Raw genomic sequence first — 13,026 nt, forward strand, 5'->3', positions numbered from 1 at the left:
CCTAGGCTCGCTTCATGACACAGACAGACCTAGCCGGAGCGACCGCCGCGGCCACCGCCGACACCGCGCCCGGGAAGCCCCGCCCCGCCCGCCCGGCGGCCAAGCCGCACGGCCAATGGAAGGTGGACGGGCGGGCCCCGCTGAATCCGGTGGAGGTGTGGAAGCAGGACGACGACGGCCTGAGCGTGCGCCAACGGATCGAGACGATCTACGCCAAGAAGGGGTTTGACTCGATCGCCGACGACGACCTCCACGGCCGGTTCCGCTGGTGGGGGCTGTACACGCAGCGCAAGCAGGGGATCGACGGGGGACGGACCGCGCAGCTGGAGCCGGCCGAGCTCGAGGACAAATACCTCATGCTGCGCGTGCGCATCGACGGCGGCGTGCTCTCCACCGCGCAGCTGCGCGTCATCGCCGGCATCTCCAACGACTTTGCCCGCGGCACCGCCGATCTGACCGACCGCCAAAACATCCAGCTGCACTGGGTGGAGATTGAAAGCGTGCCGGAGATCTGGCGCCGCCTGGAGGCCGTGGGGCTCTCGACCACCGAGGCGTGCGGCGACGTGCCCCGGGTGATCCTGGGCTCCCCGGTGGCCGGGATCGCCAAGGATGAGATCCTGGACCCGTCCGGCTTCATCCAGGAACTCAACCGGCGCTTCATCGGCAACCCGGACTTTTCCAATCTGCCGCGCAAGTACAAGACCTCCATCACCGGCCACCCGGACCAGGACACGGTGCACGAGATCAACGACGTCTCCTTCGTGGGCGTGCTGCACCCGGATCTGGGCCCCGGCTACGACCTCTGGGTGGGCGGCGGGCTTTCCACCGCACCCCGCCTGGCCCAGCGCGTGGGCGTGTTCGTCCCGCCGGAGGACGGCCCGGCCGTCTGGGAGGCCGTCACCGGCATCTTCCGCGACTACGGGTACCGGCGCATGCGCAACAAGGCGCGCATGAAGTTTTTGATCGAGGACTGGGGCACGGAAAAATTCCGCCGGATCCTCCAGGACGAGTACCTGGGGCGAACCCTCCCGGAGGGCATCGTGCCGCCGCAGGCCAAGGCGCTCGGGGACCACATTGGCGTCCACGAGCAAAAGGACGGCAAGTTCTTCATCGGCACCAGCCCCATCGTGGGCCGGCTCTCCGGCACCACGCTCCTGGCCCTGGCCGGGGTGCTGGAGTCCCACGGCTCCCGCCGGCTGCGCACCACCCCGCACCAGAAGATCCTCGCCCTGGACATCCCGGCCGCCGACGTGGAGGCGGCGATCGGCGAGCTGGCGGCGATCGGCCTCTCGGCCCGCCCGTCCATCTTCCGCCGCGCCACCATGGCCTGCACCGGGATCGAGTTCTGCAAGCTGGCCATCGTCAATACGAAGGACACGGCCGCCCACGCGGTCGCCGAACTGGAGGTCCGGCTCGCCGACCTCATCGACTCCGGCGCGCTGGTCAACCCGATCGGGCTGTACATCAACGGCTGCCCCAACTCCTGCGCCCGCATCCAGACCGCGGACATCGGCCTGAAAGGCATCGTTGTCCCCACGGACGACGGCGGCACCACCGGAGGATTCCAGGTGCACCTGGGCGGCGGGCTGGCCTCGGTGGAACGTGAGGAAGCCGGCCTGGGCCGCACCATCCGCGGGCTGAAGGTGGCGGTTACGGACCTGCCCGACTACGTGGAGCGCGTGATCCGCAGCTACGTGGCCCACCGCGCGGAGGGTGAGACGTTTGCCGAGTTTGCCCACCGGGCCGATGAGGAGCTGCTCCAATGAATCCCCAACCGCTCCCCAACCCGGCAAGCTCGGCCAGGACCCCTCGCGGCCGTGGCCCCTCTCCAAGCCTCCGCACCCGCGCCGAACTGCGGACCCTCGCCGCCGCCGGTGCCGCCGAACTGGCCCCGGACGCGTCCGCCCGGGACGTCATCGCCTGGGTGGCGCGGAACTTTGACACGCACGCGACCGCCGTCGCCGCGTCCATGGCCGACGCCGTGCTGCCGGCCCTGGTGGCCGAGCAGCTGCCCGGCGTCGACGTGCTGTTCCTGGACACCGGCTACCACTTCGAGGAAACATATGCCACGCGCGGGGAGGTGGCCGCGAACCTGCGCGTGAACGTCGTGGACGTTGTGCCCGAACACACCGTGGCCGAACAGGATGCGCTGCTGGGCGGGGACCTCTTTGCCCGCGACCCCGGCCGGTGCTGCGCGCTGCGCAAGGTGGAGCCGCTGCGCCGGGCCCTCGCCGCATACGAGCTGTGGTTCACCGGGGTCCGCCGCGACGAGGCGCCCACCCGGACCAACACGCCGCTGGTGGGCTGGGACGGGAAGAACGGGCTGGTCAAGGTCAACCCGGTCGCCGCCTGGAGCCACGAGCAGCTCATGAGCCACGCGGAGGAGAATCTGCTGCCCGTCAACCCGCTACTGCGCCGGGGCTACCCGTCCATCGGCTGCGCCCCCTGCACCACAAAGGTGGCCCCCGGGGCCGACCCCCGGTCCGGGCGCTGGGCCGGATCCTCCAAGACGGAATGCGGACTGCACACATGAGCACCCAAACGACGCGCGACGCCGCCCTGAGCTCCCTTGACCTGCTCGAATCCGAGGCCATCCACATCATCCGCGAGGTGGTGGCCGAGTTTGAACGGCCCGCCCTGTTGTTCTCCGGCGGCAAGGACTCGGTGCTGATGCTGCACCTGGCCACGAAGGCGTTCTGGCCGGGCAGGGTCCCGTTCCCGGTGCTGCATGTGGACACCGGACACAACTTTCCGGAGGTCATCGAGTTCCGCGACCGCACGGTGGAGCGCCTGGGCCTGCGCCTGGAGGTGGGCTCCGTGCAGGAGTTCATCGACGCCGGCGAACTGGTTGAACGGGCCGACGGCACCCGCAACCCGCTGCAGACGGCGCCCCTGCTGGATGCGATCTCCCGGAACGGCTTCGACGCCGTCTTCGGCGGCGGGCGCCGGGACGAGGACAAGGCCCGCGCCAAGGAGCGCATCCTGTCCCTGCGCGACGAGTTTGGCCAATGGGATCCGCGCAACCAGCGCCCCGAGCTGTGGAACCTGTACAACGGCCGCCACACCGTGGGCCAGCATGTGCGCGCGTTCCCCATCAGCAATTGGACCGAGCTGGACGTGTGGCGCTACATTGCCCGCGAAAACATCGAGCTGCCCGGCCTGTACTTCGCCCATGAGCGGGCGGTGTTTGCCCGCGACGGCATGTGGCGGGCCGTGGGGCCCGTCTCCCAACCCCGCCCGGGCGAGGACGTGGTCCTCAAGCAGGTCCGCTACCGCACGGTCGGGGACATGTCCTGCACCGGGGCCGTGGCCTCCGACGCCGCCACCGCCCACGCGGTGGTGCGCGAGGTGGCCGCCTCCACCCTGACCGAACGGGGCGCCACCCGGGCCGATGACCGCATCTCCGAGGCGGCCATGGAAGACCGCAAAAAGGACGGCTACTTCTGATGACGATCACCGAGAAGAATGTGGGCCCACGCCGGCAGGGTTCCCCGTCCGAGGCGGGGGAGCCGGCGGGGACCTTGTTTCGCTTCGCCACGGCCGGCTCCGTTGACGACGGCAAGTCCACCCTGGTGGGGCGCCTGCTGCACGACTCCAAGGCCATCCTGGCGGACACCCTGGACGCCGTAACCCGCACCTCGGCCGCGCGCGGCTTTGGCGGGGACAACGGCGGCGCGCCCAGAATTGACCTGGCGCTGCTGACCGACGGCCTGCGGGCCGAGCGCGAGCAGGGCATCACCATCGACGTCGCCTACCGCTACTTCGCCACGGACCGGCGCAGCTTCATCCTGGCGGACTGCCCCGGGCATGTGCAGTACACCAGGAACACGGTGACCGGCGCATCCACCGCGGATGCCGTCGTCGTGCTGATCGACGCACGCAAGGGCGTGCTGGAGCAGACGCGCCGACACCTGTCCGTGCTGCGCCTGCTGCGGGTGCCCAACGTGGTGGTCGCGGTGAACAAGATCGACCTGGTCGGTTTCCGGGAGGACGCCTTCCGCGCCATCGAGACGGACGTCCGGGGCGTGGCCGCGCGGATTGGCGTCGCCGGTGTGCTGGTGGTGCCGGTATCCGCGCTGGAGGGCGACAACGTGGTGGACCGCTCCGCCCACACCCCCTGGTACGCGGGGCCGAGCCTGCTGGACATCCTCGAATCCCTGCCCACCACCGACGAGCTGGAGCGCGGGCTGGAGCCGTTCCGCTTCCCGGTGCAGCTGGTGATCCGCCCACAGGGGGCGCTGGCTCCCGGGCTGGCGCTGGCGGACGACGCCGGCGCCTCCTTCCGCGATTACCGCGCCTATGCCGGGCAGGTGTCCTCCGGGGCGGTGACGGTGGGGGACGCGATCACGGTGCTGCCCGCCGGGCGCACCGCCTCCGTGGTGGGCATTGACTTTGCCGGGCGCTCGCTCGAGACGGCCGTGGCCCCGCAGTCGGTCTCGCTGCGCCTGAGCGAGGAGATTGACATTGCCCGCGGCGACGTCATTGCCGCCAGCGGCACGTTCGGCCGGGTCAGCCAGGACCTGTCTGCCGAACTTTGCTGGCTCTCCAGCACGCCGCTGCGCGAGGGCTCCAAGGTGAGCATCAAGCACGGCAGCAAGACCGTGCAGGGCCTGGTCCGCGCCGTGACGGGCAAACTGGACCCGGAGACGTTTGCCCAGGCACCGGCGTCGAGCCTGGGCCTGAACGACATCGGTTCGGCCCAGATCCGCCTGGCGAGCCCGCTGCCGCTGGAGCCATACGCCCGCCACCGCAGGACCGGGGCGTTCTTGGTGATCGACCCGCAGGACGGCAACACCCTCGCCGCGGGCCTGGTCGGGGACCACCCCGGGGACGACGGCATTTTTCCGGGCCCAATCCATTGACACCCGCCACGGCGTTCGAAAGCATGAACGTGCCGGAAGAACCCCGGCCACCGCAATGCCCGAATGAGGGAGCAACCATGGCCACGCAAGTATTCATCAGTCTTCCCACCAACGACCTCAACCGTTCCAAGGCCTTCTTTGAGGGGCTCGGATGGCAGATTCAGCAAAATTTCACCGATGAGAATGCCGCCTGCGTCCTGATCGACGAAAACATTTACGTCATGGTGCTCACCCCGACGTTTCTGGCCACGTTCACGGACAAGCCCATTGTTGACCCCGCCACGGCCATCCAGGTGCAAACGGCGGTGAGCCGGGAGAGCCGGGCCGCGGTGGACGAGCTGGCCGAGAGGGCGTTGGCCTCCGGCGGCAGGGAACCCCGCGCGGCCCAGGACCTTGGCTTCATGTACTCCCGCGACTTTGAGGACCCGGACGGCAACTTGTTCAGCGCACTGTGGATGGACCCCGTGGCGGCGGCCCAGGGCCCGGAGGCCTTCACCACGTCGTAACAGGCTTGCCATGCCGGCGGCATGGCCGGGCGTGGATGGTCACTGCAAAAGGATGGAGGCCGCCAGAATCACCGGCAAGGCCAGCAGCGAAGTGAGGAAAATGACATCTCGGGCCGCGGCGGTGGGCATGTCGAACTGCTGCGAGAACAAGAAGACGTTTTGCGCGGTGGGCAGGGCGGCCATGACGACGACCCCGAAAAGCTCCACGCCCTCCAACCGGAACACGAAGTGCGCGGCGGCCCAGGCAACGACGGGCATGAGGCATAACTTGATCGTGGTCGCCAGGACCACATCGGGGACCAGGCCGCGCTCCTTGAACGGCCGCTGACCGTAGAAGCTGATGCCGAAGACCAGCAACAGCAGCGGGATGGATGCCTTGCCGAGCATTTGTACCGGCGCCCAGAGGACTTCGGGCAGATGGAAACCGGTCAGCGACAGGGTCGCACCGGCAAAGGTTGCCATGGTCGAGGGATTGGCGACGGATCGGATCAGGGTCAGCGGCAGGGCCCCCGCGGGAGCGGCCCGGCGGCGCTGGCACCACGCGAAGACGACCAAATAGGATGGCGCGACCACCAATAGTTGGGCCAGCAGCACCGCGACGACGGGGGCCGGACTGCCCACCGCGTACAAGGCGATGGGCAGTCCGATGTTGCCGGCGTTCACATAGGAGGAGGCCATGGCCCCGACTGCCGTCTGCGCTGCCTTGCGACGGAACACCAGGGAGCTCAGCAGGGCATAGGCGGCACCCGAGGCGGCGGCCGTCATCAAGGCGATCGGCGTATAGACGCCCATGACGGAGCCCAAATCGGTTTCCGCCAGCAACATCAACATCAGTGCCGGGTTGGTGATGTAGTAGATTGCCGGGGTCAGGCCGCTTTGCATCGCATGGGCCCGGGACGGAACCATGCTCGCGACGGCGAAGCCAATGGAGACGAGTACCAGGACGACACCGAAGCCGAGCAAAACCCCATACACAAGATCCTCTTTCCGTCGGATTAATCAGGCGAGCGGGCGGCTCCCGGCGCTTTCCAGGGTGCCGTCGATGCGGCGGTTCAGCTTCCACGGGTTTTCCGGCCGCAATGCCGCCGGCAGCAGCCCGGCGGGGATGTCCTGATAGGCAACGGGGCGCAGGAAGCGTTCCATGGCCCGGGTGCCGACGGACGTGGTCCGGGAATCGGACGTCGCCGGGAAGGGTCCGCCGTGGACCATCGCATGCCCAACCTCAACACCGGTGGGCCACGCATTGGCCAGGATGCGCCCGGCCTTGCGTTCAAGGACGGGCAGCAGCCGGGCCGCGGCGGGATGATCCGCCTCGGTCAGGTGCATGGTGGCGGTGAGCTGGCCTTCGAGGCGGCGGGCGGCGTCGATGAGGTCCGTGAAGCCGGCATACCTGACCACCAGCGAGGCCGCCCCGAAAATCTCCTCATGCAGGACAGGGTTGCGCAGGAACGTCTCAACCGAGGCGCTGAAGATGACCGGGGCAGGGGCGTTTTCGGTGTCTCCCTCCTGCCCGCGGGCCACCCGTTCGACGTCCGCCTGGGCGCCGAGCGCCTCGACCCCGGAGATCCACGAGTCCGCAATGCCGCGCGTGAGCATGGTTGTTCCGGCGACGGATTCCAGGGCGCGGGCCACCGACTCCACGAAGGAGTCCCCCGCGTCACCTTCCGGAACGAAAACCAGTCCCGGGGCCGTGCACAGCTGGCCGCTGGAGCCGGTCACGGACGCCGCGTAGGCGGCGGCCACCCCCGCCACATCGTCCTCCAGGGCCCCCGGGAAGAAGAACACCGGGTTGACGGAGCTCATTTCGGCGTAGACCGGGATCGGCTCGGGGCGCGCGCCGGCGGTGGCGACCAGGGCCGTGCCGGCCGCGCGGGACCCGGTGAAGCCGACTGCCTTGATCGCAGGGTCCGAAACCAGGGCCTGTCCGATGCTGGCCCCGGGACCGTAGATCAGCGAGAAGATCCCCGGATGCAGCCCCAGCGCGCTGATCGCCTCCGTGATGGCGCGCCCCACGATCTCGCTGGTGCCCGGGTGCGCATTGTGGGCCTTGAAGACCACGGGGCACCCGGCGGCCAACGCCGACGCCGTATCCCCGCCGGCGGTGGAGAAGGCCAGCGGGAAGTTACTGGCGCCGAACACCGCCACCGGCCCCACGGGGATGCGGCGCTGGCGGATGTCCGCCCGCGGCATCGGGCTGCGGTCCGGAAGTGCCGGGTCGATCCGCACCCCGCGGAAATCACCCTGGCGCACGACGGCGGCAAAGAGGCGCAGCTGGCCGACCGTGCGGCCCCGCTCACCCGTCAGGCGTGCCCTGGGCAATCCGGTTTCCAGCATGGCCCGCTCGGTGAGTTCGTCCCCGACGGCCTCGATGTTGTCCGCGATCCTCTCCAGGAACCGTGCATGGGTTTCCGGTTCCAGGGCGCTGAAGGACTCGACGGCCGCTTCGGCTGCCGCGGTCGCGTCGGCCAGCTGCTTCGCGTCGATCAGCGAATACGCCGGCGACAGGGACGAATTGTCGGCCGGGTTGTGGCCGTTGACGGTTCCGCCGTTGCCGGGAACAACGGAACCGGCGATGATCGAGTGTCCGCTAAGAGTTGGGTGGTGCGTGGGCATGAGGGTGCTCCTTCTCATCGTGGGGTGGGGCCGGCCGCTTGCTTGGCAGCGGGTGCCGCGGGAAAGTCACAGGCGGCCGCCGTAGTGGCGGCCGCCCGGTGGACAGCTAGACGGACAGCGCGGGGGCTGGGGACTGGATGCCGGCAGCGGCAATCAGGTCCGCGAGGTCCGCGACGTCCTGCTCGGTGAGGTCCTGCAACGGCGGGCGGACCAGGCCGCCGTCGCGCCCCACCGCCTTCAGGCCGCCCTTGACGATGGACACCCCGTAGCCCTTGACCCGGTCACGGATCTCCAGGTACGGCAGGACGAAGCGGTTCAGCTTTTCGGTGACGGCGGCATGGTCCTGCCGGCGGACGTCGCGGTAGAAGTCCAGCGCGAATTCGGGCACGAAGTTGTACATGGCCGAGGAGTAGGTGCTCATGCCCAGCTGCAGCAGGGGCAGGGCAAACGTCTCGGCCGTGGGAAGGCCGCCGAGGTAGAACAGGCGGTCGCCGTTCTTGGAGTAAACCTTCGTCAGGTGCTCGATGTCTCCGGTCGCGTCCTTGAACCCGATGAAGTTCGTGTGGCGCTCCGAGAGGCGGGCCACGGTATCGGCAGAGTAGATGGCGTTGGCGCGGTTGTAGACAATGACGCCGATGTCGGTGCTCTCACACACGGCCGAGACGTGGCGCTCCAGGCCCAGCTGGTCGCATTCGGTGAGGTACGGGGGCAGCAGCAGCAGGCCTTCGGCGCCGGCCGCCTGCGCATCCTGGGCATTCTGGATGGCCTGCACGGTGGCGCCGCCGGCGGAGGCCAAAACCGGAACCCGGTCCCCGGCCTCTTCCACGGCCATGCGGACCACGTGGGCCGCTTCCTCCACGGACAGGCTGAAGCCCTCTCCGGTGCCGCCGGCGGCAAAGAGCCCGGCCACATCGAAGCTGGACTGCCAGTCCAGGTGCTCTCGGTACTTTGCCTCGTCGACCTTGTATTCGGCATCGAAGGCCGTCACGGGGAAGGACAGCAGGCCGTCCTTGAGCTTGTTCGAGAGTTCCTCAGGTGTGTACTGCGCCACTTTGCATCTTCCTTCGCGGTTGCTGCCCGTCAGGGCAATTGGGGGATTGACTATTCCCCACCGTATTAAGGCTTTCGATGCTTGTCCAACGTTATTATTGTATGGATTGATGCAAGGAAGGTATCATGGGTCCTCGGGCGCCCTCAGAAGGCCGAAGCGCTGTGGAAGCGACGACCGAGCAGATCCAGGACCCGTTCCAGGGCGGGATTCTCGGACTCCTTCTTCCACACGGCCTGCAACTCGACGGGAGTCTGCACGTCACCCTTGAACGCCAGGAAGCGGACGCCGTGATAACCCATGATCTTCGTCGATTCCGGGACCATCGCAATGCCGTGCCCGCCGGCCACCAAGGCGATGATGGTCAGGATCTGGCTGGCCGAGTGGGCCACCTTATGGCTGCTCGAGGGCACCGCCCTGACGGTCAGGTCGTAAAAGTACTTGGCCTTGATGGGTGAGTGCATGATCATCGACTCCGTGCCGAGGTCCTGCGGCGTCAACGGCCGCTGGAGGGAGCACAGCGCATGACCCTCAGGGACGGCGACGACCAGTTCCTCCCGCCCGACCGTCAGGGTTTGGAACACATGCTCGTCGGCGGGCGGGCGCCCCAACCCCAAATCGATTTCCCCCATGTCCAGGGCCTTGAGCTGTTCGCTGGTGACCATTTCGCGCAGGTCGATGGAGATGCCGACCAGTTCGGCGGAGATCTCGGCGAGGAGCTTGCCCAGCAGCCCGAAACTGGATCCGGCGGTAAAGCCGATGCGAATCAGGCCCACGGAACCAGCCGAAATGCGCCGCGCCAACTCGGGCGCGCTGGCCGCGTGTGCCAGCAGGCTCTTGGCCTCGCCCAGAAATGCGCTGCCTGCCGGGGTGAGGGTCACCCGACGGTTGTCCCTGGTGAATAGCTGGACCTTGATGTCCTTTTCCAGCTTTTGAATTTGCCGGCTGAGCGGCGGCTGCGTCATGTTGAGTCGTTCTGCGGCGCGGCCGAAGTGAAGTTCCTCCGCCACAGCCACGAAGGAGCGCAGCTGATCCAGTGAATACATAGTGTCAGTCACCCTATCACCGGCCTTTGGATTGGGCCCGCCAGGGGGCGCTTCGCGTTGGACAAGCGGGCCATCTGATGTTTAGCTATCCTCGTCGACCCCGCATGCGCCAGGCGCAGCATCGGCTCGCCGGACCCGGGTGGTCCTTCCCTTATCTACGATCTTGGCCGTCGCCGCGCCACAACCCACCCTTAACAGCATTGGAATAAATCAATGAATGACGACATCTCCGCCCGTTTATCAGAGCGCGGACTTGAACTGCCGGACGCCACCGCACCCAATTTTGCCTATGAGGCCACAACGCAGTGGGGCTCGCTTTTGTTTGTGTCCGGACAAATTCCCCGTCGCGACGGGGTCATTGACTTCACCGGTTCCATGGATGACGGGCGGGACATGGACGAGGGGATCCGGGCCGCGGAGCTTTGCGCGTTGAATGTGCTTGCCCACGTGGAAAACGCAGTTGGGCTGGAGCGGGTGGACCGCTTGCTCAAGGTCAACGGCTACGTGGCCAGCGCTCCCGACTTCTTCCGCCAGCCCGTCGTGATCGACGGCGCATCCAAACTCTTCCAAGCGGTGTTGGGGGAGCGGGGCAAGCACGCCCGGACGGCGCTGGGCGTCGGCATGCTGCCCGCCAATTCCCTCGTCGAGGTCGAGGCCGTGTTCGCCCTCCTGGCGTAGCCGCCAAAAGCCTGTCGGAGTCGCCCCTGCGGTCGATTTATCAATACCTTTTGGGTCATGATGAATGCCAAATAGGTTCTAGACAGGTATCGAAATGTCCCCAATACTGTTCCAAGGTGAACGTCACACTTTCCCAGCCAGGTGGTCCGGCACGATGCGGTGCCGTTATCGGCAAGGGAGAGTTCCCCGTCTTGTGTGAGAGGAAAACCATGAAACAAGCAACCGTCAATGACGACCTAAAAATGCGTGAACCAGCAAGGAATGCCGGCCGCCCCGCGGCCGCAAAACGATTCTCGGCATCGAACATTCTCTTGAGCCCGGCGGTCAAGGCCGTCGTGGGCCTGGTGGTCATGCTCACGCTCTGGGAGAGCGTGGTGCGCATCTTCCAGATGCCCCGATACCTGCTGGTGGGCCCGATTGAGGCCTTTGCCGAGCTGTCGACGCGACCCCTGTTCTACCTGGAGAACAGCTGGATAACCATCCAGGAAGCCCTGGCCGGGTTTGCGCTCGGTGCCGCACTGGGCATCATTTGCGGCGCCGTGCTGTTCTACCTGCCGTTTATCCGCCATTTCCTTTACCCGTCACTTATTGCCATTGACACGATTCCCAAGGTAGCGCTGGCACCGCTGTTTATCGTGTGGTTCGGGTTTGGATTTGAATCCAAGGCATTCGTTTCTATGGCCATTGCATTCTTCCCCCTGGTCATCAACACCTTTGACGGTCTGGCATCGGTCCCCAATGAGCTCAGGGAACTGGCAAAGATCAACAAGGCCAGCCGTTTCATGCAGATGACCAAGATTGAATTCATCTACGCTTTGCCCAGCCTTTTTACCGGCATGAAGATCTCCATCTCGATGGCCGTCGGCGGAGCCGTCGTCGGTGAATTCATTGCCGGTTCCTCCGGACTTGGCCACGTGGTGCTGTTGGCCAACAGCCAGGTGAATCTTGCCTCCATGTTCGCGGCCTTTATGGTCCTGGCCGCGATATCACTGCTGCTGTTCCTCTTCATTGATCGACTAGGCAAGAAACTGCTGCCCTGGCGCGACGCCGGCAAGTAGCGCGGAATCCCATCCGATGTATTAACCGTTTGAAATTCACTGCAGCCCTCGGCTGCGAACCAGAAAGGCTTTCATCATGATCTCGAATAAGCGCATCAAAAAAGTAATCAGCCGTGGGCTTGCCGTCTCTGCAGTGCTGGGCATGACGCTGGGCATGACCGCCTGTGGACCCTCGACCCAGGCGGGCGGTGACGGCGAGAAGCTGCAGAAAGTCACACTTATGACGGATGTCGCCTTCCTGCCCAAGCACGCACCATTCTTTTCAGCGATCGAACAGGGTTTCTTCAAAGCCGAAGGAATCGACCTTGAATTGCTGCCGGGAACCGGCTCCAACAACACCGTCGTGGCCGTCAACTCCGGCAAGGTGGACTTCGGCTGGGCCGACTACGGCGTCACCGTCTTGAACCGCGGCAAGGGCGTCGGGGTCAAGCAGGTGGCCCTGGTCCAGGCATCGGACGCCTATGCGACGGTGGCACTGCCGGAAAGCGGCATCAAGAAGTGGGATGACCTGAAGGGCAAGACGGTGGCGACCGAGGGCGCCGGTGCGATGACGGCCATGTGGCCCCTCGCCATGAAGCACCTCGGATTTGCCGAGTCGGACGTCAAGATCGTCCACGCCGCGGGCGAAGCAAAGATCCCCGGCCTGCTGGCCCGTCAATGGGACGCCAACCTCGCCCTGTTCGTTTCCGACGGCCCGGTCCTGGTCGGCTTGGACAAAGACCCGGTCATCCTCAAGTGGGCCGACCTCGGGTTCCACCTCTACGGGAACGGGATCGTAGCCAGCGACGCGAAGCTTGCCAAGGATCCCGAACTGGTCAAGCGCTTCAACCGTGCCATAACCAAGGGCTTCCTCTGGTCCTGCCAGAACCAGGAGCAGGCCGCCGCCGATCTGCTCAAGGAGATCACCGGCTTCAAGCCGGCAGCCGTGAAGAATGCCTTGGAAGGCCAATGCAGCCTGGCGTGGTCGCAGGAGAACGAAGCCCAGGGCTACGGGACCATGAGCGATAAGGGCGTGGCCCACGCCATCGACCTTGCCGGCAAGTACCTCGGCCTGAAGAACCCGGAGAGCCTGAAGCCCTCCGATGTCTACACCAACGAATTTGTTGAACCCATCAAAAAGGGCACCGTCATTGCGCTCCCGGCCAAGCAGTCCTAACCATGGCGGAAACGATCCAAAATCCTATGAGAATCGCTGAGAATACCCGGAAGGACGCG

General features: G+C 66.3%; 12 protein-coding genes. 8 read left to right on the forward strand and 4 right to left on the reverse strand.

Going from position 1 to position 13,026, the window contains the following annotated elements; all coding sequences use genetic code 11:
- The first annotated feature begins 14 nt into the window (after positions 1–14).
- The 5 genes from AB4Y80_RS02980 to AB4Y80_RS03000 all read left to right on the forward strand — a co-directional run bounded on the left by AB4Y80_RS02980 (position 15) and on the right by AB4Y80_RS03000 (position 5,368).
- The gene (locus AB4Y80_RS02980; RefSeq protein ID WP_442211835.1) at positions 15–1,766 is read left to right on the forward strand and encodes a nitrite/sulfite reductase; all 1,752 of its coding nucleotides are present in this window, start codon (positions 15–17) and stop codon (positions 1,764–1,766) included.
- A complete protein-coding gene (locus AB4Y80_RS02985; protein ID WP_442211836.1) occupies positions 1,763–2,533 on the forward strand; it encodes a phosphoadenylyl-sulfate reductase in 771 nt (256 codons plus the stop codon). Before AB4Y80_RS02980 ends, AB4Y80_RS02985 begins: the two co-directional genes overlap by 4 nt.
- Positions 2,530–3,447 carry a sulfate adenylyltransferase subunit CysD gene (cysD, locus tag AB4Y80_RS02990; RefSeq protein ID WP_442211838.1) on the forward strand — a complete coding sequence of 306 codons (918 nt, stop codon included), beginning with the start codon at positions 2,530–2,532 and terminating at the stop codon, positions 3,445–3,447. The genes AB4Y80_RS02985 and cysD overlap by 4 nt, the downstream gene beginning before the upstream one ends.
- Positions 3,447–4,862, forward strand: coding sequence for a sulfate adenylyltransferase subunit 1 (locus AB4Y80_RS02995; RefSeq protein ID WP_442211839.1), 1,416 nt, complete (start codon positions 3,447–3,449; stop codon positions 4,860–4,862). Before cysD ends, AB4Y80_RS02995 begins: the two co-directional genes overlap by 1 nt.
- Before the next feature lie 77 nt (positions 4,863–4,939).
- Entirely contained in the window at positions 4,940–5,368 is a 429-nt protein-coding gene (locus tag AB4Y80_RS03000; RefSeq protein WP_442211840.1) for a VOC family protein, read from the forward strand.
- Positions 5,369–5,407: 39 nt separating this feature from the next.
- Here AB4Y80_RS03000 and AB4Y80_RS03005 read toward each other — a convergent pair whose 3' ends face one another.
- The 4 genes from AB4Y80_RS03005 to AB4Y80_RS03020 all read right to left on the reverse strand — a co-directional run bounded on the left by AB4Y80_RS03005 (position 5,408) and on the right by AB4Y80_RS03020 (position 10,087).
- Positions 5,408–6,343 carry an AEC family transporter gene (locus tag AB4Y80_RS03005; RefSeq protein ID WP_442211842.1) on the reverse strand — a complete coding sequence of 312 codons (936 nt, stop codon included), beginning with the start codon at positions 6,341–6,343 and terminating at the stop codon, positions 5,408–5,410.
- A gap of 24 nt (positions 6,344–6,367) precedes the next feature.
- On the reverse strand, positions 6,368–7,981 hold the full coding sequence (locus tag AB4Y80_RS03010) for an aldehyde dehydrogenase (NADP(+)) (RefSeq protein WP_442211843.1): 1,614 nt from the start codon (positions 7,979–7,981) through the stop codon (positions 6,368–6,370).
- 106 nt (positions 7,982–8,087) lie between these two features.
- Entirely contained in the window at positions 8,088–9,032 is a 945-nt protein-coding gene (gene kdgD, locus AB4Y80_RS03015; protein WP_442211844.1) for a 5-dehydro-4-deoxyglucarate dehydratase, read from the reverse strand.
- 143 nt (positions 9,033–9,175) lie between these two features.
- Positions 9,176–10,087, reverse strand: a complete 912-nt coding sequence (locus AB4Y80_RS03020) for a LysR family transcriptional regulator (protein ID WP_442211845.1) — start codon at positions 10,085–10,087, stop codon at positions 9,176–9,178.
- Between the two features lie 201 nt (positions 10,088–10,288).
- On the opposite strand from AB4Y80_RS03020, the gene AB4Y80_RS03025 reads away from it, so the two are divergent.
- From AB4Y80_RS03025 to AB4Y80_RS03035, 3 genes are all read left to right on the forward strand, one after another.
- Positions 10,289–10,753 (forward strand): RidA family protein, encoded by a 465-nt coding sequence (locus AB4Y80_RS03025; RefSeq protein ID WP_442211846.1) that lies wholly within the window; start codon positions 10,289–10,291, stop codon positions 10,751–10,753.
- Between the two features lie 116 nt (positions 10,754–10,869).
- Positions 10,870–11,811: an ABC transporter permease gene (locus AB4Y80_RS03030; RefSeq protein WP_442211847.1), complete on the forward strand. Its 942-nt coding sequence runs from the start codon at positions 10,870–10,872 to the stop codon at positions 11,809–11,811.
- A gap of 76 nt (positions 11,812–11,887) precedes the next feature.
- Positions 11,888–12,967, forward strand: a complete 1,080-nt coding sequence (locus tag AB4Y80_RS03035; RefSeq protein WP_442211848.1) for an ABC transporter substrate-binding protein — start codon at positions 11,888–11,890, stop codon at positions 12,965–12,967.
- Positions 12,968–13,026 lie beyond the last annotated feature (59 nt).

The organism is Specibacter sp. RAF43, from assembly GCF_052114065.1.
GTDB lineage: Bacteria > Actinomycetota > Actinomycetes > Actinomycetales > Micrococcaceae > Specibacter.

Coding starts and splice junctions, on each gene's coding strand:
- AB4Y80_RS03010 (WP_442211843.1), bottom strand. CDS start 7,981: ATGCCCACGCACCACCCAACTCTTAGCGGACACTCGATCATCGCCGGT.
- AB4Y80_RS02995 (WP_442211839.1), top strand. CDS start 3,447: ATGACGATCACCGAGAAGAATGTGGGCCCACGCCGGCAGGGTTCCCCG.
- AB4Y80_RS03035 (WP_442211848.1), top strand. CDS start 11,888: ATGATCTCGAATAAGCGCATCAAAAAAGTAATCAGCCGTGGGCTTGCC.
- AB4Y80_RS02985 (WP_442211836.1), top strand. CDS start 1,763: ATGAATCCCCAACCGCTCCCCAACCCGGCAAGCTCGGCCAGGACCCCT.
- AB4Y80_RS02980 (WP_442211835.1), top strand. CDS start 15: ATGACACAGACAGACCTAGCCGGAGCGACCGCCGCGGCCACCGCCGAC.
- cysD (WP_442211838.1), top strand. CDS start 2,530: ATGAGCACCCAAACGACGCGCGACGCCGCCCTGAGCTCCCTTGACCTG.
- AB4Y80_RS03025 (WP_442211846.1), top strand. CDS start 10,289: ATGAATGACGACATCTCCGCCCGTTTATCAGAGCGCGGACTTGAACTG.
- AB4Y80_RS03000 (WP_442211840.1), top strand. CDS start 4,940: ATGGCCACGCAAGTATTCATCAGTCTTCCCACCAACGACCTCAACCGT.